This is a genomic window from Agaribacter marinus (assembly GCF_030160655.1).
Classification (GTDB): Bacteria; Pseudomonadota; Gammaproteobacteria; order Enterobacterales; family Alteromonadaceae; genus Glaciecola; species Glaciecola marina.
Genome location: NZ_BSOT01000001.1, coordinates 74,550 through 95,135, shown reverse-complemented (window position 1 = coordinate 95,135; position 20,586 = coordinate 74,550). Strand labels below are relative to the sequence as shown.

At 41.1% G+C, this 20,586-nt stretch carries 14 protein-coding genes; 7 read left to right on the top strand and 7 right to left on the bottom strand.

Annotated features, from left to right (window positions below):
• Window positions 1-170: 170 nt before the first annotated feature.
• Both QQK00_RS00410 and QQK00_RS00405 read right to left on the bottom strand, forming a co-directional pair.
• On the bottom strand, window positions 171-1,505 hold the full coding sequence (locus tag QQK00_RS00410; protein ID WP_284215496.1) for a sensor histidine kinase: 1,335 nt from the start codon (window positions 1,503-1,505) through the stop codon (window positions 171-173).
• 87 nt (window positions 1,506-1,592) lie between these two features.
• Entirely contained in the window at window positions 1,593-2,999 is a 1,407-nt protein-coding gene (locus QQK00_RS00405; protein WP_284215495.1) for a sigma-54-dependent transcriptional regulator, read from the bottom strand.
• 316 nt (window positions 3,000-3,315) lie between these two features.
• On the opposite strand from QQK00_RS00405, the gene QQK00_RS00400 reads away from it, so the two are divergent.
• The 5 genes from QQK00_RS00400 to QQK00_RS00380 all read left to right on the top strand — a co-directional run bounded on the left by QQK00_RS00400 (window position 3,316) and on the right by QQK00_RS00380 (window position 10,459).
• Window positions 3,316-4,563: an efflux RND transporter periplasmic adaptor subunit gene (locus QQK00_RS00400; RefSeq protein ID WP_284215494.1), complete on the top strand. Its 1,248-nt coding sequence runs from the start codon at window positions 3,316-3,318 to the stop codon at window positions 4,561-4,563.
• A gap of 9 nt (window positions 4,564-4,572) precedes the next feature.
• A complete protein-coding gene (locus QQK00_RS00395) occupies window positions 4,573-5,268 on the top strand; it encodes an ABC transporter ATP-binding protein (protein WP_284215493.1) in 696 nt (231 codons plus the stop codon).
• On the top strand, window positions 5,261-7,699 hold the full coding sequence (locus tag QQK00_RS00390; protein ID WP_284215492.1) for an ABC transporter permease: 2,439 nt from the start codon (window positions 5,261-5,263) through the stop codon (window positions 7,697-7,699). The genes QQK00_RS00395 and QQK00_RS00390 overlap by 8 nt, the downstream gene beginning before the upstream one ends.
• A 234-nt stretch (window positions 7,700-7,933) precedes the next feature.
• Window positions 7,934-8,752, top strand: a complete 819-nt coding sequence (locus QQK00_RS00385; protein ID WP_284215491.1) for a spondin domain-containing protein — start codon at window positions 7,934-7,936, stop codon at window positions 8,750-8,752.
• 261 nt (window positions 8,753-9,013) lie between these two features.
• On the top strand, window positions 9,014-10,459 hold the full coding sequence (locus QQK00_RS00380) for a YfcC family protein (protein ID WP_284215490.1): 1,446 nt from the start codon (window positions 9,014-9,016) through the stop codon (window positions 10,457-10,459).
• A 192-nt stretch (window positions 10,460-10,651) separates the two neighbouring features.
• Here the strand turns inward: QQK00_RS00380 and QQK00_RS00375 are convergent, their stop codons facing one another.
• Window positions 10,652-11,068 (bottom strand): hypothetical protein, encoded by a 417-nt coding sequence (locus QQK00_RS00375; protein WP_284215489.1) that lies wholly within the window; start codon window positions 11,066-11,068, stop codon window positions 10,652-10,654.
• A gap of 415 nt (window positions 11,069-11,483) precedes the next feature.
• Between QQK00_RS00375 and QQK00_RS00370 the strand changes: the two genes are divergently transcribed.
• Window positions 11,484-12,035 (top strand): YkvA family protein, encoded by a 552-nt coding sequence (locus QQK00_RS00370; RefSeq protein ID WP_284215488.1) that lies wholly within the window; start codon window positions 11,484-11,486, stop codon window positions 12,033-12,035.
• Window positions 12,036-12,261: 226 nt separating this feature from the next.
• Here QQK00_RS00370 and QQK00_RS00365 read toward each other — a convergent pair whose 3' ends face one another.
• Together QQK00_RS00365 and QQK00_RS00360 are read right to left on the bottom strand one after the other, a co-directional pair.
• Window positions 12,262-13,680: a Fic family protein gene (locus QQK00_RS00365; protein ID WP_284215487.1), complete on the bottom strand. Its 1,419-nt coding sequence runs from the start codon at window positions 13,678-13,680 to the stop codon at window positions 12,262-12,264.
• 168 nt (window positions 13,681-13,848) lie between these two features.
• Window positions 13,849-16,029, bottom strand: a complete 2,181-nt coding sequence (locus tag QQK00_RS00360; RefSeq protein ID WP_431307710.1) for a prolyl oligopeptidase family serine peptidase — start codon at window positions 16,027-16,029, stop codon at window positions 13,849-13,851.
• 263 nt (window positions 16,030-16,292) lie between these two features.
• On the opposite strand from QQK00_RS00360, the gene purT reads away from it, so the two are divergent.
• The gene (gene purT / locus QQK00_RS00355; protein ID WP_284215486.1) at window positions 16,293-17,480 is read left to right on the top strand and encodes a formate-dependent phosphoribosylglycinamide formyltransferase; all 1,188 of its coding nucleotides are present in this window, start codon (window positions 16,293-16,295) and stop codon (window positions 17,478-17,480) included.
• A 137-nt stretch (window positions 17,481-17,617) separates the two neighbouring features.
• On the opposite strand, the gene xylA is transcribed toward purT, so the two are convergent.
• Window positions 17,618-18,937 (bottom strand): xylose isomerase, encoded by a 1,320-nt coding sequence (xylA, locus tag QQK00_RS00350; RefSeq protein ID WP_284215485.1) that lies wholly within the window; start codon window positions 18,935-18,937, stop codon window positions 17,618-17,620.
• Window positions 18,938-18,996: 59 nt separating this feature from the next.
• Window positions 18,997-20,457 (bottom strand): xylulokinase, encoded by a 1,461-nt coding sequence (gene xylB / locus QQK00_RS00345; protein ID WP_284215484.1) that lies wholly within the window; start codon window positions 20,455-20,457, stop codon window positions 18,997-18,999.
• Between the last annotated feature and the right edge of the window lie 129 nt (window positions 20,458-20,586).

Here is a 20,586-nt window from a genome sequence, read left to right as displayed (position 1 = left end):
TGGTCACTACGACGATAGAGTTTACTATAAAACAGTGTATTCTTTGACGATTAACGGTGATTTTCCGATGGCGTAAACAATAAAAAGGGGAAGATGTAACATTACAATTACATCTATGGCAGTTTTACGATCATTGGCACAATCAAATCTGCCATACGGTATGAAGCGGCCTAAAACACTAAGCTAACTTTTGTCCCTTTGTTCATAGTAGATTCAAGTGCAACCTGTCCTCCATGCGCATGCATGATTTGTCTCACTAAGCTCATACCGATACCAGTACCTTCTCGCTTAGTCGTGTAAAACGGCGTAAATACTTGAGTGGCCACCTGAGTCGCCATACCACAACCGTTATCATCCACTTCAAGTAAAACGTTGCTCTTATGCAGTTTAGCGAGAATGCAGATCTTTCCCCCTTCATCACAAGCATCGATTGCATTATTGATGAGATTAATCAGTACCTGCTCGATAAGCTGTCGATCAGCATTGATTTTTAGATCTGATGGGTTCACGACTATTGTCAATTCGATTGACTTCTTTGCCAGCCTTAACTCATATAGTAGTTCGAAATCATCAAACAAGCGTTGCAATGATATCGCTTGTTTTTGAGGTAGAGGTACTTTACTCAATCGACGATAACCGTCCACAAAGTTCATAATGCCCTGGCTACGATTCGCTATCATCTCCGCGCCTTTTCGCACATCATTGAGCTCTTGCGCTAGTGCATCTTTCGAGCTTTCTAGTAAGGCCTCTTGAGACAAGATATCTTTACAACTATCTGCAAGCGACACTATTGGCGTAATCGAATTCATAATTTCATGGGTTAACACACCAATTAAATTTCGCCACGCCTCATATTCTGCTTGGTGAATTTCTCGACCAATATTCTCAATCGTGACCACTGTTTGTTCACTATCCAATAGAAGAATCTTGGTTGCAGAAAACTTAAGATTCAAAGCAATACCGTCTTGAGTAATTTTTACGGTGTTTTTTTTACTCGCGGTACTACTAAGAATATTATGTAAACCAGTGCCATCCACCACGATATCATTCACCCCACTCGGCGCTTTAATATCTAATAGTGCCGCCGCCGCATTATTAAAAATGTGAATACGGCCATCTGTATCAAATGTAATAATGGCAATAGGGGCTTGCCGAATAATTGTTGTCAATAAAGCGACTTCGGCTCGCTGACCGCTCATGTCTTGTTGAAATTTGTTTGCCAGCGTATTTAAAGCATCAGCGAGTTCGCGACCTAATGCGTTTTTGCTAAACCCTTGCGTAAAATCATTGTGTTTTGCTCCCAGAAAAAATACTTCCATCAAATGTAGTTGCCTTTCCCATAGATATACCAATGCAACGACTAAGAGCACTGCGATAGAGAGCAATACGACAAAAGTAAAAAAATACGCTGGCTTGTTGAATACATTAAAAATAGCAAATAGCACAACTGAAAACATACCCAAGAGCAGCAGTAAACTCGCTCTGTATCGCCAACGAAAATTCATATTGCGCCTTGTTCTCTTAAGTCCATGTCAACCTTCTTTAGATAATGTTTTACTTCCATGAAATTGTCTCGCCGTGCCTGATATTATTCATAAACCAAATTTTTTAATGCGTCGATACAAGGACGTTCTAGTAATGCCTAGCTCTTTAGCACTCTGGCTGATATTCCCTTCATGTTTTTCTAAAGCATATTTAACAGCTAAACCTTCAATGCGCTCTAGATTGCAATCATTAAAGGGGTTGGCCTGCCTATCGGTATACTCAATATTGTTCGTTTGAGGCAGGATAAAGTCTTGTGCGCTTAAAAAGCCGTGGTTACTTTGATGCTCAAAGCTGTCGTCACTCATAATCACCGCTCGCTCGACAGTATGAGCAAGTTCTCGAATGTTACCCGGCCAATCATAAGCTTCTAGCTTAGCAATTGCGCTAGCACTCACTCGCTTTTGATTTAATTGATACTTTTTACAATATCGTTGCGCAAAATACTCAACAAGCAGTGATATATCTTCTGCTCTTTCTCGCAAGGGCGGCACACTTAGCTCTATTGTATTGATACGGTAATATAAATCTGCGCGAAATTTACCGTCGTCCACCAATTTTTTTAACTTTGAATTCGTTGCACAGATCAACCGTACGTCAACCGGTATAATTTTGTCGGAACCAACGGGAGAGACACACTTTTGCTCTAGTACGCGAAGTAATTTCGCCTGAAGATGTATCGGCAAATTACCTATTTCATCTAAAAATAAGGTACCGCCAGATGCGGCCTGAAAACGACCCGCTCTATCTGAATGCGCATCGGTAAAAGCGCCTTTTACATGACCAAATAATTCACTTTCGAATAAAGATTCAGGAATTGCACCTAAATCTACGCTCAGCATAATACTATCTGCCCTGTGAGATTGGTGATATATTTGCTGTGCAATGACATCTTTTCCAACCCCATTTTCACCTAAAATCAATATGTTAGCTTCAGTTTTTGCAACTTTTTCTACTTGCTTAAGAATGTGCTGTAAGGCCGATGATTGGCCGATAACGTCAGGCACAGCTTTCTCTTTCTGAAGCGCTTGCTGAGAGATGGTTAAGGTACTTACCTGTTTACGAGAATCACTGAGTAAAAGTGCAGAGTTTAGCGTGGCTAGCAATTTTTCATTTTTCCAGGGTTTCAACACAAAATCCGTTGCACCTTGTTTTATTGCTTCAACAGATAGACCGACATCACCGTAAGCAGTCATTAGCACCACTACCATGTCTGGCACAATGGATAAGATTCGTTGTAACCAGTGCAAGCCTTCAGCACCGGTATTTAGACCCAAGGCAAAGTTCATATCTAATAAAACGAGGTCAATTGACGACGTCGATAATATTTTTTCAATATTATTAGGATCTTCAAGTGTATGAATTTGCGCAAAGTGGCGCTTTAAAAACATGTCTGCTGTAAACAGAATATCTTGGTCATCATCGACAATTAAAATGCTAGCGTTGTTTTTACCCATTGTTTCTCTTCTGCTAATTCACGTATATCGCACTATTTAATTAGGCCATCAAAAGGTAGTTATCAGATAATTGCTCAAAACCCGCTCGCTCAAACACGTGCTAGCGGCAACTTACAAAACTCTTATATGTTCACAATGTAAACCATTCCGTCATGAAAGTGTACGATATCGAACACTTGCTGTATTTAAAGCGTACACACCCATCTATTTAAAAAACATGTAAGTCGTTGTTTTTAATAAAATACATTTGATGGCACATTATTCGCTGATAACCATACATTCTTGTTACGCAGTAGATTCAATAAACACACCAAGTATGGATAAAAAAATAAAAAAACCGTCACGTTTTTCAAAACAGAATATTCTCATTCTGTTCATAGTGATTGCGTGTGTTTATGCTGCAACTAGGTTTCTACCTGAGCAGGCAAATGCTCAAAGGGTAAAACAGTCGAGCCTCATCACGTCCACCGCTCGAAAAGCAAACTTTGAAGACTATATACCTTTACGGGTTAGAATTGAGCCGCTTAAAACGGTCTTTTTAGATGCCATCGAAGGGGGGCGAGTTGAGGCACTTTATGTAGAAGAAGGCGAGTATGTAAAAAAGGGGCAGCCACTACTTAAATTGAGCAACACCACTTTACAACTAGATTTAATCTCGCGTGAAGCACAAGTCAGTGAACAGCTCAATAATTTAAGAAATACTAATCTTGCAATGGATCAGTATCGCTTAAACATAAAAAGAGAACTGGTTGAAATTGACTACCAAATTCAACTAGCGACGCTAAAACTTAAACGTAGACAAAAAGTAAAAGACTTTCTAGATGTTGAAGGCTTAGAAAACTTACAAGCAGAGATAGGCTATTTACAAAAAAGAAAAGCCTTAACTATCGAGAGCCAGAAGCAAGAAGAGGCGTCTAGAGAGGCACAAGTCGCCCAATTAAAAACAAGTATTGGTCAATTAGAGCAAAATTTGCTTATAGCACGAGCTAACTTAGAAAACTTATTGGTAAAAGCGCCGCGAACTGGACAACTAACCTCTTTTGAACTTGAACTGGGAGAAAGCAGATCACGAGGAGAACGTTTGGGCCAAATTGACGACATTGAGAATTATAAAGCAACCGGCTTTATCAGCGAATTCTATCTGAATCGACTCTCTCTAGGGCAGTTAGCGAAAACCGTCGTAAACGGTCAGAAGTATACGCTTCGCCTCCACAAAATTTATCCCAAAATTACCAATCGTGAATTTGAAGTCGACTTAGTTTTCGTAGATACACACCCCGACAATATTCGCAGAGGGCAGACACTCACACCCAAATTAGAGCTAAGTGCGCAGTACGAAACTTTGCTCATCGACAATGGTTCATTCATGCAACAAAGTGGCGGAAATTGGATATTTGTGCTTAACGAAGACGGCACAACGGCCAGCCGTCGCAATATTGAAATAGGTCGACAAACCCCTAGCCAAATCGAGATTATTAAAGGCTTATATCCGGGTGATGTTGTGATTGTATCTAACTACAAAAATTATCTTAGTGCTGAAAACTTAATGCTTAACAACGAATAGAGGCAAACAATGATCCGTTTACAAAATATCAATAAAATTTATCGAACGAGCGATATTGAAACTAAAGCGTTAAATGATATCAATATTCACATTGCTAAAGGTGAATTCATCTCAATAATGGGGCCTTCGGGATGTGGTAAATCAACCCTGCTCAACACTTTAGGTATGCTGGACTCCCCTAGTTCTGGCGAGTACTTTTTTGATGATATTCCCATTCATGGCTTGTCAGAAAGGCAATTGGCTCAACAACGCAAAGGTAAAGTTGGGTTTATTTTTCAAAGCTTTAATCTAATTGACGAATTGTCTGTTGCAGACAACGTAGAATTACCATTGCTTTATCAGAAAATTGGCGTCAAAGAACGTAAAATGCGAGTGACTGAAGTATTGGAACAACTCAACATTGGTCACCGTGCTAGCCACATGCCCCAACAACTTTCTGGAGGCCAACAGCAACGCGTCGCTATTGCTAGGGCATTGAGTACCTCTCCAGATGTGATCATGGCAGATGAGCCTACCGGTAACTTAGATTCCAAAAATGGCGATGAAGTAATGACGATGCTCAGCGAACTCAATAAAATTGGTACTACCATCATGATGGTCACTCACTCGCCCTATCATGCTGAATATGCCGATAGAATCATTCAATTATTCGATGGCCAAGTCGTCTCTCAAAACAAAGCAAAGGTGGACGTTAGCCATGCTTAAAAGTTACTTTCAAATTGCGATTCGTAACCTATTGGTGAACAAGTTATTTAGCGCAATTAACATTTTTGGGCTTGCTATAGGGCTTGCCATTTGCTTTTTGATTTTGCTATTTGTGCGCCATGAACAAACCTACGACAAATATTACGAAGATGCCGAAAATATCTATCGCGTGACACGCCACTATGATGACGAAGACTTGCATATTGCGCTAATTGCGCCGCCTTTCAAAGAAGCAATTGAAGCTGAATTTAATAGCCAAATTGAATCTATTTCACTCATGGGCTGGGGTTTCGATTTAAACCTGAGTGTAGGAGAAAATACCATTGAAGTGACCGACATGCTGATGGCAGACAGTGATATTTTTGATACCTTTAACCTAAAGATCATTGCTGGCGCTCGTGAAGGCATTTTAGATAGGGCCGGTACTATGGTGCTGACGGCTTCTTTAGCCAAAACCTTATTTGGTGATGAGGATCCTATCGGTAAATACGCTTTTTATAATGACCAACAGCCATACGAAGTCACCGCGGTAATAGAGGATCAACCTGAAAATACGCATTTTCAATTCGGTGTATTGATTGGCTATGAGACAATGCGGAATTGGGTACCAGACGAGTTTAACAATTGGGATGTCAATTATTCCTATCTGTATCTTCGTCTGAAAGACGGTACAGATCCTAACTTACTTCAATCAAAGTTTCCCGCGTTAATGGATTCCTTTGGTGAAAATGTAACCGATGACCAATCTATCCAATTGCAACGAATCACTGACATTCACTTGCATTCTAACTTGTCATATGAAATCGCGACAAATGGTAGCTATTTGATTGTGTACAGCTTTTCTCTCATCGCAATAGTCATTTTACTCATTGCCTGTATAAACTTCATGAACTTAAGCACAGCAAGAGCGACACAACGTGCCAAAGAAGTCGGCGTAAGAAAAGCGTTGGGTGCCTCTAAAACACAGCTCGCGATGCAATTCTTAATTGAGTCTATACTCATTACTGGCATCGCCATGTTATTCGCGTGTGCATTAGTAGAAGTATCACTCCCCTACTTCACACAATTTATTGAACGCGATATGTCTGGGATTACACTCTACAATACGCAAACGCTCATTGGTGTTTTCATTACAACGATATTGGTCGGCGCCTTTGCGGGCAGTTACCCGGCATTTTATCTCGCACATTTTCAGCCGCATAAAGTACTCAAAGGTCTTGCAGTACAAGGGAAAAGCACAACGAACGTAAGAAAACTGTTGGTGGTTTTCCAGTTTGCGATTTCAATCACATTGATTGTTGCGACTATTGTTGTAATAAAACAAATCGATTTTGCTAGAAATGTTGACCCCGGATATGACAGGGCGAACAATATTACTATTCCACTGTTTAGCAGCAAAGAATATCCTGATAGGCATGTGCTTTATAATACATTTCGTGAACAGCTTTTAAGGCACCCGGCGATTTCGTCTGTTGGGGCATCGCAGCAACTTTTGACATCGCCATTACAAGACATCTGGTCATATGTAAGAGAAGATGAAAATATAGTGGCGGAAAATATGATTAGTATTCCGACGCTCAACGTACCGTATCATTTTCATCCTCACTACAACATTGAATTGGTGACGGGTCGTTACTTTTCCGAAGAATTAGGGGATACATTTGTACAAATTCCTACGCATGAAAACCTGATTGGTAGCGGATTTGCCATAGTAAGTCGAAGCGCGGCCAGTGATTTAGGTTATACGCCAGAAGAAGCCATCAATAAGTACATTAAAATTCCGTTTTCCCCAGGGTATACTAATTACAAAATTGTGGGCGTTGTTGAAGACATACACTTTGGCTCTGTAAGAGAAGACAGTCAATCTCAAATTTATCATTTAGTTAAATACGAAGAGCGCCAACTAAGTATCCGTTATGCACCATATCAACGAAAAGCAGCACTAGAGCACATTGATAAGGTATTTAATGAAATCTTTCCAAACAGAGTAAACAATCGAAGTTCTTTAGATGACAACTTTGACGCGATGTATAGACAAGAAGAGAAACAGGCAAAGGTATTTGTATTCTTTAGTGGTCTAGCGATTGTCGTCGCGTCAATGGGTTTGTTTGGCCTCGCGTCATTTACGACTGAACGTCGACGCAAAGAGATTGGCATTCGAAAAGTTATGGGCGCATCGATCGCCGACATCGTATTGCTGCTAACAAAAGAGTTTTCGATATTGGTGATCATTGCGAACCTGTTTGCATGGCCAATCGCTTATATTGCGATGCAGAATTGGCTTTCTCAATTTACCCAACGCATCGATTTACATATTGGAATATTCATTTTAGCTGGTGTGTTGCCCCTGCTACTCGCGTGGGGGATTATTGCAATTCAGGCGACTTACAGCGCCATGTCGACGCCAGTGAATAATTTACGTTCTGAGTAACAACGCGCTAAGAAGTCGCCTGTGATAAAAATGTTATAAATTCTTTAATTGTCTCGCAATTAATTGATATATATAATTTTTACTTGTGACTTCTTTGTAAAACAGCCCAATTTACCTTGGGCTGTGATTTCCTTGTCATTAAATTCCACTACTATGAATCTGTTTAGAGGTATGAGTGCAGCTAAACGCCAAATTTAATATTAAATTTTGACTCTTTTTTACAAGGAAAAGGAAATGAACGTAATCACTTCGCGATTTAAATCACGATCGCTACTAGGCGGTTTATTTATGGCGGCATTACTGAGCGTTAGTGCTTTCGGTAACGCAACAATGCTAAGAATCACCGTAGAAAACAACGCTGAAGCAAATGGTTTAAGTTTTACCCCATTGTATACAGCATTTCATAGTGCATCATTTGACGCATTTGACGCCGGCGGAACAGCGTCTGCAGGTCTTGAAGCATTAGCCGAGCTTGGCCAAGCAATGCCGATTGCGGGTGAAAGACTCGCTGTAGATCCAGATTCAATGGGTGGTGTAATCTTCCCAGATGCAGGCATGCGTCCATTGTTTGGTGGTGAAAGTGGCTCACGCGTGTTTGATATTGCAGATCCTGCAAGCAACATGTTCTTTACTTTCTTATCAATGATTTTGCCTTCAAACGATACTTTTTTTGGACGTGACGATGCAATCCAATTGTTCGACGCGGCTGGCAACTACCTTGGCGATCGCGTGATTGCAGTAACCGGTGCAGATTTATGGGATGCAGGTACAGAAGCGTTAGACGTTTCAGCGTCGCCATTTATTCCTGGTAATACAGCAACAGATAGCCCTGCTGACAGTGATACAAGCATTCGTGCTGCTGAATCACTTGCAGCGTTTGCAGGTGTTACACTGGCAAATGGTAGAGTATTAGATGGCAGTCTAATTGATTTCCTAACTGATCCAGCGTCTTTTGATGTGGCTACTATCACGATTGAGCGTGTATCTGCTCCAAGCGCAATCGCATTTATTGCACTTGCCATGGCGGGTTTCTTAGTAAGACGTAAAGCGTAATCACTATTTGCGGCATACTTTTTATAGTAAGCCGCAAATAAGTATCTAGCCCGTTGGCGGCGCCGCAGACTTTGCTGTACTGTGAGCGCCGTTTTAAGCGTACTCTTTTTTCTGCAACAGCTTTGCATACCATTCGTTGATTTTATTCTGCTTAGATTGCGTATTTCGGCAAATCTTTAAAGATACCTATATTTCCTATATAGACATAGATTTAGTAGACTGAGAAATAGTCACTAAAAATAAAAAATATCAGAATAAAAAATGACAGAAAAATTCAAAGTACCTCATACACTCATATTGCTACTATCGATGATGTTAGTCGCTTACATTGCTACTTGGCTCGTACCCCAAGGTTTTTTCGAAACAGTAACGCTTGAAAATGGGCGACAAGCAGTTGTCCCAAACACATACGCGTTAGCCGAATCACAAATTAGACTAACGCCAATGGATTTCTTTGTTGCCATACCTCGCGCCTTAGCAGCCGCACAGGATGTGATTTTCTTTGTGTTTATTGTAGGTGGCGTATTATCCATTGCCCGCGCGACAGGCACCGTTGATGCGCTTATTGGTAACTTACTTGACCGTTTTGGCAAGCGCCCCTACATGCTAATTTTTATGGTTATTTTTTGTTTTGCATTGGCCTCTGGTGCCATTGGTACAGCAGGAGAATACATACCCTTTGTGCTAATTTTAGTGGGACTTTGCAAAGCAATGCGGTTAGATGCCATGACCGCGGTTGGTATTGTGGTCGTGGGCTATGGTATTGGTTATGGCGTGTCTGCATTTAATCCGTTTACCGTCATGATTGCACAACAAATTGCTGATGTACCATTATATTCAGGCATTGAACTTCGTTTGGCGCTATTTGTTCCCTTTGTACTTATTGGTTTTCATCATGTATGGCGCTACGCTAAGATGGTGCAAGACGACCCATCTCGCTCATACACGGCAGGCTTACCTTGCCCACTAAATCATTCTGGAAGCATTGACTACCCAGCATTAAATACACGACACAAACTCATTTTGTTTGGTTTAGTCGCCGCAATTGCTATAGCGATTTGGGGAATATCTCAACACGGCTGGTATCTATATGAGTTAGGCGCAGTGTTTATTGTTTGGGGCATTGCTACCGCTATATTAGGAAAATTATCACCTGACCTCGCCGCCAATAAATTTGTCGAAGGCGTACAAGATTTGGCGACTACCGCCATTCTCATCGGTATTGCTCGCGGCATTGCCTTAATTATGGAAGACGGACAAATTTTACATAGTTTAGTCCATGGGATGTCAATGCCACTATCTCATTTAGGCGCCGAAGCCGCGTCAGTCGGCATGTTTGTGATGCAGTCATTTTTAAACCTGTTTATTCCTTCGGGTAGCGGACAAGCATACGTCACCATGCCGCTAATGGCGCCAGTGGGGGATATTATTGGTGTAAACAGACAAATAGCCGTGTTGGCTTATCAATTTGGTGATGGGTTTTCAAACATGATCATTCCAACTAATGCTGTGTTAATGGGCATTATTGGCATGGCAGGCGTACCTTATCACTTATGGTTTAAGTTCTGTTTTCCACTCATTTTAAAATTGTCATTAGCAGCAGCTATCGTTTTAGTCGCTGCCGTTGTGTTTGACTATGGGGCCGATGTGCAGCCTCTAAAAGCAAGCGCCATTGAGTTATCAACTGATACGACGGACATTGCTTAATTGAATGTATAGAGATCTTTGTTTGCGATATATAGCGATATGATGGTAGTAGCTCAAATAGTTACTACCATCACCACTCTGGGTGACGGGAGGAAAGGGTTTTTCTGTTGCAGAAAAGATGCGTTATGCCGATGTGCTGAAATTTGTAGCAGGTGAATTGGAGGATGCGAGTTAAATCAATTAACATCCTCATTATACTTGTTTTGTGCGGGTGTCTTTTATTCGCTTGTACAACGTACTCAACGGCATTGATTTGGCTAGATATGCGCCGCAAGCATAAGCGACATAGGCTACACCCAACCATATCCATCCATTATTGATCAGTAACACTTTTGGCCAAAATTGAAACCATACAAATGCATCGATTAGGTTTCGAATAGAGTTAATAAAAAAGTTTACCAATAAATCTATACCAACAGAACTGAAAAACTGATCCCAGTTGAGAATAAATAATTTTGTCGCAAACGCAGACAGTTCTTTTAGTTCTATATAGCCATATGTAACAAAAGCCATTAAACCATAAAATCCGCCGCCAAACGACATCCATTTATTAAGTACCAAGTGTCCTTGATGGTCATTGTTACGTTCTTTTTTATGTTTTTTTGCCATTTCTTTCGATGCGTTTTCTAAGCTCTTTAGATCATGAAAGTCACCCAAACGCGAGGAGCGGAGAGCTCGGCCAATTAAGAGGTAGGAAATTACAAGCAAAGGCATCCCGCAATAGAAGATTGCCTTTAGGGTTTCGCTAATCATTTCATAGTTCAACATTGATTATTTATTCGCTATGGTTGGACGCAGGTAAAATGTATAGCAATGAGCATGGTATGGCAACTACGCGCTAAGGTGCCAGAAGTATGTCTTGTTCTTGGTTTTCTATTAAAAATAGCTTTCGGTTTGACAAAACAAAACAACTAAAACACATTCCATGTAATAGGTTTTTTGAGGGCTTTACTCACTTTAAAATAGTGTATATGCTCTGAAACTTATAAAATAATTTAACAAAAAAATTACAAAGGGAATCACTATGTCCATTGAAATCAGTCTTAAACTGAGCGAAAGTGATTTAACTCACTTTCGCGAATTAATGCATACCGCCATTGAAAAAGCGAGTAAATTACCACCGGCTCAGGTAGTTGCCAAAGCCCAAGAACTTTGTAAAGAAATGGAAGACGCCTCAATCCCCGATTTCGTTAAAGTACGCTTAAATTCGCTTTCCACCTTAATTCAAGCGTTGGAAGACGACGAGTGGCAAATCCCTGACGACGAAAAAGCTGAAATTTTAACCTCCTTAGCTTACTTTAGTGAACCACATGATTTGGTACCTGACAACATTCCTGGTTTGGGATACCTAGATGATGCCATTATGATTGAATTGGTGATTCAAGATATGTCGCTTGATCTCGAGGCTTATACGTCGTTTTGCAGCTTCCGTCGTGCTGAGGAAAATCGTCGTGGTGCCGACGCTAATGTAAACCGAGAAAGCTGGTTAGAGGCCGGACGTACTGAATATCGCTCGCGTTTGCGTCGCAACAAATCTAAGTCTAGTGGCCGTCGCTTGTTTTCCCGAGTAATGTAATACGGAAGAGCTAACCAAAATATATGGTGAAAAATTAGAAGTTGAAATTTGCCAGGGTTTGCAGAGTCCCTCAAATTGAGAAATTTCGAGGTAGTCTATTCAACTCCCTTTTCGGGAGTTGAGGTTTTGCCCCATACAACGAACCACGCTTAATTTTCTGCCGACAAACCCAAGATTTGTATGGCTTCGCTCGTTTGGTTTAGGGTAATATTGAGGTCGAGTGAATCTACGTATTCTTCCACTCGATAAACATTTTTTCTGTAATGCCTAGTCCAATTATCGAGCCTTCATGCAGCTGTGAAAGCGCAACAAATGTCATGCTGACAAATTTGTCCTCTAATGGAATATTGTTCTCTCGACAGTATTGCTCAAGGTATTTAGTAGCGGCGCTCTCGTCAAGCTTTTGGCGAATGATATTACCCATCACTATTTTTCTATCGGCACGATACTGTATGCGGTAAGTATCTATTTCACCAAGAGATTCAGTAATGACTTCATACTGCTGACATGAACGCAAATACGCCCACTCAAATAACTCAAGTGCGGGCTCAATTTGGTTTGTCTCATAGAAATATAACAAAGACATTAAGTAATCGTCTTGTGGCACATCAATAAAACTCAAAGGGCATAAGTTTTGCTGAATAAATGGGATATTACACGCCAACCGAGCAGTGCGTTTGTTTACGTCCTCAAACGCTTGTAAGTACGAAAGCTGTACAAATAAAAAGAAACTCTTTTCAAACGGATTTTCAACTTTACTCGCTTTACGTAGGATAAGTGATAAATATTCTTCTAGCTGATGAGGGTTACTTATAGGCGTATATGCTGACTTACTAATGCCTACTTGCACTTCTCTTATCTTTCCACATGCATGAGAGTTAGCTAATAAGTCTTGTGACAAGAGTGAATGTATACTTCTTATTGTAAGAGGGATAAGTACAATTTCTGACGCGCTTTCAATTAGAAACTCTATAGCTTCCTTATGATTCATAATCATTACGGTTTCTTTGTGAATCTTACCTTCAGCAGATAAACCTTGCTCTATCAGCTTTTGTGTATCGAGTTTTGAATAGGTATTACCTTCCAATCGACTTGAGTTATAAGACAGATCAATTAACAACCGTTGACTAATTTTTTTAGCGTATGTACCTGCAGCTAACTGCTCGTTAAACCGTTTACCTGCCGCATACAATCGCGTTCTCATTGCTTCAGGTACGTATTGAGTTTGATTTGGAATATACTCATCTATGACCGTAAATTGATAACTCGACTTTTCTCGTGCATAAGAAGGTGTATCTAAATAACTTAATAAGGACATAACTGAGTTTGAAAATATAGGATGTTTGTCCTTATTTTCAAATTTTGTCCTAACACCTTTTTTAAAAAGGTCCTCACTCAACACCTTAGAGACATTTTTCAGTACATTTTTGTCTTTATCAACATAGTACTTAGTATTATTTCTCTCACCATCCGAATGAATATAGCCGTCATCTATTAGAGACTTTATACGCCTTTGCAAGGTTTTTTTGTTGATAGAAAAGGTAAGTGACTTTTCAATATCACCAAGGCTCATAGACTCATCTATTGCCGCTAGGAGGGCTAAAATCGATGATTTTTCGTGCTCAATAAGTACTTTTTTACTCATAATATAAAGACAAAACTAGTAAAACTGTCTTTACTCTATGCTCAATAAGGACAAAAAACAAGTTGATAAGGACAAAATTGGCGAGGTAATTACTAACAATTTGCAACCTGCAAATTGTTAGTAAAACATAATGAACTCTCTTTGAACCCTAACGGCTTCTTACGAGTGTTACTGCGGTAACGCTGTAATCCCCATGTTATAAAGCGTAAATCCATAAATGTCAGCGTACTGTTCGATTGTTTTGCTAATAGGCGTGCCTGCGCCATGCCCTGCATCAGTCTCAATGCGAATCAAGGTAGGATTTACGCCCGTCTGCATGGCCTGAAGTGTCGCTGCAAATTTAAAGGAGTGTGCTGGCACAACGCGGTCATCATGGTCGGCAGTTGTAATCAGCGTTGCAGGATACTCAACCCCTGGTTTAACAGCATGTACCGGCGAATAATTTTTCAAGTAGTTAAACATCTCTTCGCTTTGTTCAGACGTACCGTAATCATAGGCCCAACCCGCACCCGCTGTGAAGGTATGATAACGCAGCATATCCAATACCCCAACCGCCGGTAATGCAACTTTTGCTAATGTCGGTCGTTGTGTCATTACGGCCCCCACCAACAAGCCCCCATTAGAGCCGCCCTGTAAGGCAAGATATTCACTGCTGGTGTACTTGTTTTCAATCAAGTATTCGGCAGCAGCAATAAAGTCATCAAACACGTTTTGCTTTTGCAGTTGTGTACCAGCTTTATGCCATGCTTTTCCGTACTCTCCACCACCACGAATATTTGGCACTGCATACACGCCCCCTAATTGAAGCCAAGCAGCCGTAACGGAACTAAAACGAGGCGTTAAGCTAATATTAAAACCACCGTAACCATATAGTATGGTCGGATTCTTACCGTCAAGCACTGTCGCTTTGTGGTAGGTAATGATTATAGGGACTTTTGTACCATCTTTTGAGGTATAAAATACCTGCTCAGATATGTAATCATCTCCATTAAACGCAATCGTCGGTTTGTTAAACAAGCGACTTTCACCAGAGGCAATATCTAGCTTATAAATTGTTGACGGTGTGACGTAATTAGCAAATGTGTAATACGTTGTAGATTCACGCGTTTTACCATTAAAAGAACCTGCCGCACCGATACCTGGTAAAACGATTTCTCGTAACTTTTCACCGGTAAGTGAGTACTGATAAACTTTTGACACTGCGTCAATCATGTATTCTGCGAAAACAAAGCCACCAGCGCTACTTGGACTTAATACGTTATCTGTTTCAGGAATTAAATCTTTCCATGCACTAACATCAGGGTTGCTTGCGTCAGCGACGATAATTTTAGAGTTAGGTGCATCTTGGTTTGTGAAGAGGTATAAATTATCTCCCTCTGATGTCAGTAAAGAGACGTCAGATGCAATATCTTCTTTTACGGTAACCCAAGGCGCATCAGCAACACTTAAATCTTTTAGGTACGCTCGATTACCCGATGTAGAGTTGGCGGCTGAAATAAACAAGTAGCGATTGTCTTCACTCACTTGTGCCCACACATAGCGGTGTTTTTCGGCATCACTATGACCAAATATGTGTTGGTCATCAGCTTGCGCAGTGCCTATTTTATGGTAATACACTTTGTGCTGATCGGTCTTTTCACTTAACTCAGAACCTTCAGGCTTATCGTAACTAGAATAATAAAACCCTTCATTTTTATACCAAGATAGACCACTAAATTTAATATTCGTTAAGGTAGCATCAATAAACTCAAAGCTTTTGGTATCCATCACATAAACTTCTCGCCAATCACTGCCGCCGGTCGAGGTCATATAAGCTACAATACTGCCATCTTCAGAAAAAGACATATTGGCGAGTGAAACTGTGCCATCGTCACTAAATTTATTTGGATCAATAAAAATTTGCGGCTCACTATCATCTTTTTGGCGATACACAACACTCTGATTTTGTAAACCATCATTTTTATAAAAGTAAGTATACTCACCTTCTTTAAAGGGTGCTGACACGCGCTCGTAATTGATGACATTTTCAAGCTTTTTAGCGATTTTATCTCTGTAAGGAATATTCTCTAAAAACCCCTGTGTAATGGAATTTTGTTCCATGACCCATGTGCCTGTTTCTGCGCTGCGATCATCTTCCAACCAACGGTAAGGATCCGCGACCTCCGTGCCAAAATAGGTATCTACCACCTCGCCTTTTGCTGTTATCGGGTAATTTATTGTTGGTTTTTTCATACTCTCTTCTGTTGTTACGTCTTGCTCATCATTTTTGGGCTGACAAGCAGCCAATGCCGTTAGCATGATAAGTGGAATAGTTAAGGATGGTATTGACATACCCTTGTTGATTTTCATGATTCTCCCTGCCGTTATTTCTTATTTTTAGTAATGTTTCATTCGACCCAACAAGACTGTATTAAATATCAATGTTTTAATCCATCCCTATCGCCAATAAATCGACTTAATCAAACATTTTTGATTTATATCGGCTTCATGCTAAAAAGTTCTGAGGTGGTTTAAAAGTGTTTTGATTTCAAGCATTCAATGGTCTATTTTGTGCGGCATATTTTTTGCGTCAAACTACGTAAACAAAGCGCAAACGCCTACAAGGAAATTACATGTCAACATTGGGTACTCCATTTTCAGCAAGCCCCACTAAAGTCGTTTTATTGGGTTCTGGCGAACTAGGTAAAGAAGTCGCAATTGAATTGAAACGCTTGGGCTGCGAAGTCGTTGCGTTAGATAGGTATGAAAATGCACCCGCAATGCAAATTGCAGACAGAAGCTATACCTTATCTATGTTGGACGCCGAGGCCTTACAAAAAATTATTGAAGCCGAAAAGCCAGATTTCATCGTACCTGAAATTGAAGCGATCGCGACAGCAAAACTACTTGAATTGGAAGCACAAGGGTTTAACGTGGTACCTAGTGCAAAAGCTGCACACTTAACAATGAATCGCGAAGGTATTCGACGCTTAGTGGCTGAAGAGCTTAAGTTACCCACTTCAAACTATGTCTTTGCAGAGACCTATGAAGACTTTACTGCTGGTATTAATACCATTGGCTTTCCCTGTATTGTTAAACCCATCATGAGTTCGTCTGGTAAGGGCCAATCAATGGTTAAATCTATCGAAGATATAGACCATGCGTGGCAATATGCGCAAGAAGGAGGGCGAGCTGGGGCGGGAAAAGTAATTATTGAGTCTTTTGTCCCTTTTGACTACGAAATCACCTTGCTCACAATTAAACATATCAACGGCACAAGTTTTTGCGAACCCATTGGGCACAGGCAAGAAGACGGTGATTACCGCGAATCTTGGCAGCCTCAGGCGATGAGTAAACTGGCATTAGAACGCGCGAAAGAAGTAGCGAGTAAGGTCACAGAGGCGCTAGGCGGTAATGGTTTATTTGGTGTCGAATTATTCATACAAGGCGACAATGTGTATTTTAGTGAAGTATCTCCAAGGCCGCATGATACGGGCATGGTGACACTAATTTCACAAGACTTATCTGAGTTCGCTCTGCACGCTCGCGCATTTTTAGGACTCCCGATTCCCAATATACATTTTCATGGCGCATCCGCGTCAGTCGCTTTGCTCGTCGAAGGCAATGCGACACAAGTGAATTTTGCAAACTTAGGTGAAGCACTCGCGGCGTCCTATACAGACTTACGATTGTTTGGAAAACCCGAAGTATCTGGCCGTCGTAGAATGGGTGTTTGTTTGGCACGTGCTGAAGACACAAGGCTAGCAGTAAATGCAGCGCAGAAGGTTTGCGACACTGTCAAAGTGACCGTTCACGAATAGATGTTTGTTTCACACCATAAATAAAAACCCACACATACAAATTTAAACCTTATGTGTGGGTTATCGCATTAAATGCTGAGGCCTACGCTATATCAAAAACCGGCATTCAGACGCCATTTGCCAAAATGGTGCTTCTCTTAATCGAATAATACGCCATTCACCTGATTTTCTAGGTATTCCTGCTGACCAGACGAAATGCTAGGTGAAAAACCTTTTGAGGTTGCATGATTGGCAAGGCTTTCTAAGGTAAACTGCCCATCACTTATTTGCTTCCCTAAATCTGTATTCCACCCACTGTAACGCTGTTTAATCTTCTCGGCTAAAAAATCATTTTCAATAAGCTTAGCCGCTTTTTTCAAGGCTAGCGCTAACGAATCCATACCGCCGATATGGGCCAATAAAAGGTCATCCGGCGAAGTACTTTGTCGACGTAATTTGGTGTCAAAATTAAAGCCACCTGTCGTAAAGCCGCCCGATTTTAGGATTTCATACATCACCAATGTCAACTCACTCACATCCATTGGAAATTGGTCAGTATCCCAACCATTTTGCGCATCACCCCGGTTGGCATCTACACTACCAAAAATACCGAGTGAAATAGCCGTCGCGATTTCATGATGAAAAGAGTGACCTGCTAAGGTCGCATGATTGGCTTCAATATTTACTTTAAACTCATTCTCAAGGCCAAATTGCTTTAAAAAGCCATAAACAGTCGCTGAATCATAATCGTACTGATGCTTTGTTGGTTCTTGAGGTTTAGGTTCGATTAGTAAGGTACCGGTAAACCCAATTTTGTATTTATGCTCAACCACCATTTGCATAAAGCGCCCAAACTGCTCGCGCTCTTGGCGAAGATCAGTATTGAGTAAAGATTCGTACCCTTCTCTTCCCCCCCAAAGGACATAGTTTTCACCACCTAAACGTTTAGTTGCATTCATCGCATGTACTACCTGCGTGGCACCAAAACTAAAGACTTCAGGATCAGGGCTGGTAGCGGCACCAGCAGCATAACGTGGATGACTAAATAAATTAGCAGTACCCCACAATAACTTTACGCCCGAAGATGCTTGTTTAGCTTCCAATACATCAACCATTTCAGAGAAGTTATTGATGTACTCATCAATTGAATTACCCTGTGGTGCTACGTCAGTATCGTGAAAACAGTAGTAAGGAATACTACTTTTCTCAAAAAATTCGAATGCAACATCGGCTTTAGCTTTAGCCGCCTGCATATCATTTTCGCCCGCCAACCATGGGCGATTAAACGTCGGTTGGCCAAAAATATCGGCACCGTCCCAACAAAAATTATGCCAATAGCAAGCTGCAAATCGAAGATGTTCTGCCATAGACTTACCCAGAATTTTTTGTTCGGGATCATAATGTCGAAACGCTAATGGATTGTTTGTAGACGTTCCTTCGTATTTCACCTTATCTACGTTTGGAAAATATGCGGTCACTGGTGTGCTCCTTTCAGTGTGAAACTCGTGTGTTTCAGTTTATGAGTAGTGTTGATAATTTATGCCTTAAAAAACGGAAGTAATGCGGTTTTCACTGCGGTAAATCGGGCATATCGTAAGTTCAACAACGCTTGATGCTCGTTATTGGGTTGATGTGTTGAAAGTAATTCTGCGGATGTACATACCGTGTCGATGGCTAACGATTCACTTGCCGCTAACTGGGCTAAACGAGCCGCACCTAAACCCGCGGCAACTTCTGCTCCTGCGCGATATAAAATATTGCAATCCAAAATTGAGGCCAATAAATCGCGCCAAAACGGACTTCTTGCGCCGCCTCCCAATACATCCAGCTCTTTGACCTCGGCACCCGCTTTTTGCATGGCAGCCAAACCGTCTTTGAATGCAAAGCCTACGCCTTCTAAAATGGCGTACAACATATCTATTTGACTGGTATTCGCCGTAAGGCCAAAGAAGTTTCCTACCGCAAATGCATTATTAAGTGGCGTACGCTCGCCGGTTAAATAGGGCAAAAACAACGGCGCCCGACTAACGTCCACGTTCAACAGGCCTTCTTCATCGAAAATTTGACTGACTGGACTATTCACAACCGCATCTGCAAACCATTGCACACAACTTGCTGCACTTAGATGCACAGACATTAGATGCCATTTATCCGGCACTGCATGGCAAAAGCTATGCAGTGCTTCATCACTGTTTTGTTGAAACTCCCGGCTCACAGAAAATATGACGCCCGACGTACCAAGCGATAGCATTGATTGCCCCGCATTTACAAGACCCATACCAATGGCAGCAGACGCGTTATCACCCGCACCACCAGCTAAAGGTACGGCATCCATATCCCACCGTGCTGCTAGCGCGCCTTTTAGATAACCGCCAATATCACTGCCTTCAACAAGGGTTGGCATATGACACAAATCTAAACCCGACGCATTCAACAAGCCTTCATGCCAGCATCGCTTTTTAGTATCTAGCCACATAGTACCTGCAGCATCAGACATTTCAGAATAAAATTCGCCCGTCAATTTGTAGCGCAAATAATCTTTAGGCAACAAGACTTTATCTATTGCCTCAAAGATCTCAGGTTCATGTTCTTGCACCCACAATAGCTTGGGAGCAGTAAACCCTGGCATCATCAAATTACCTGTAATTTCGCGGCAACCATCCACCTTACTCTCAAGTGTTTTGCAAGCTTCCCAGCTTCTACCATCATTCCACAAAATGGCGGGACGCAATACCTCTCCCTCACTATCGATAAGCACTGCACCATGCATTTGACCACCAATACCAATGCCTTTTACGTTTTTTAATAATTTCTGACTAAGAAAATCATCAAACGCAAGCTGACAAGCAATCCACCAATCGTCTGGCGACTGCTCAGACCACAGTGGTTTTGGCTGTTTTACAGGATAAGAGTAGTCTTTAGAGGAAATAATTTCTCCAGCCTCATTCATCAATACGGCCTTTAAACCCGAGGTTCCTAAGTCTAATCCTATGTACATTGTAGTTGCTCTGAAAACGATTCTTTTTGTATCTTTGAATAATTGCTTGTAAACAACAATTATGAAATCTTGTAACATAATTTTAAAATTTGGTGATGACATTTTTACTTTTTTTTGTTATCCTCCATA

Coding starts and splice junctions, on each gene's coding strand:
- QQK00_RS00410 (WP_284215496.1), bottom strand. CDS start 1,505: ATGAATTTTCGTTGGCGATACAGAGCGAGTTTACTGCTGCTCTTGGGT.
- QQK00_RS00405 (WP_284215495.1), bottom strand. CDS start 2,999: ATGGGTAAAAACAACGCTAGCATTTTAATTGTCGATGATGACCAAGAT.
- QQK00_RS00400 (WP_284215494.1), top strand. CDS start 3,316: ATGGATAAAAAAATAAAAAAACCGTCACGTTTTTCAAAACAGAATATT.
- QQK00_RS00395 (WP_284215493.1), top strand. CDS start 4,573: ATGATCCGTTTACAAAATATCAATAAAATTTATCGAACGAGCGATATT.
- QQK00_RS00390 (WP_284215492.1), top strand. CDS start 5,261: ATGCTTAAAAGTTACTTTCAAATTGCGATTCGTAACCTATTGGTGAAC.
- QQK00_RS00385 (WP_284215491.1), top strand. CDS start 7,934: ATGAACGTAATCACTTCGCGATTTAAATCACGATCGCTACTAGGCGGT.
- QQK00_RS00380 (WP_284215490.1), top strand. CDS start 9,014: ATGACAGAAAAATTCAAAGTACCTCATACACTCATATTGCTACTATCG.
- QQK00_RS00375 (WP_284215489.1), bottom strand. CDS start 11,068: ATGGCAAAAAAACATAAAAAAGAACGTAACAATGACCATCAAGGACAC.
- QQK00_RS00370 (WP_284215488.1), top strand. CDS start 11,484: ATGTCCATTGAAATCAGTCTTAAACTGAGCGAAAGTGATTTAACTCAC.
- QQK00_RS00365 (WP_284215487.1), bottom strand. CDS start 13,680: ATGAGTAAAAAAGTACTTATTGAGCACGAAAAATCATCGATTTTAGCC.
- QQK00_RS00360 (WP_431307710.1), bottom strand. CDS start 16,029: ATGAAAATCAACAAGGGTATGTCAATACCATCCTTAACTATTCCACTT.
- purT (WP_284215486.1), top strand. CDS start 16,293: ATGTCAACATTGGGTACTCCATTTTCAGCAAGCCCCACTAAAGTCGTT.
- xylB (WP_284215484.1), bottom strand. CDS start 20,457: ATGTACATAGGATTAGACTTAGGAACCTCGGGTTTAAAGGCCGTATTG.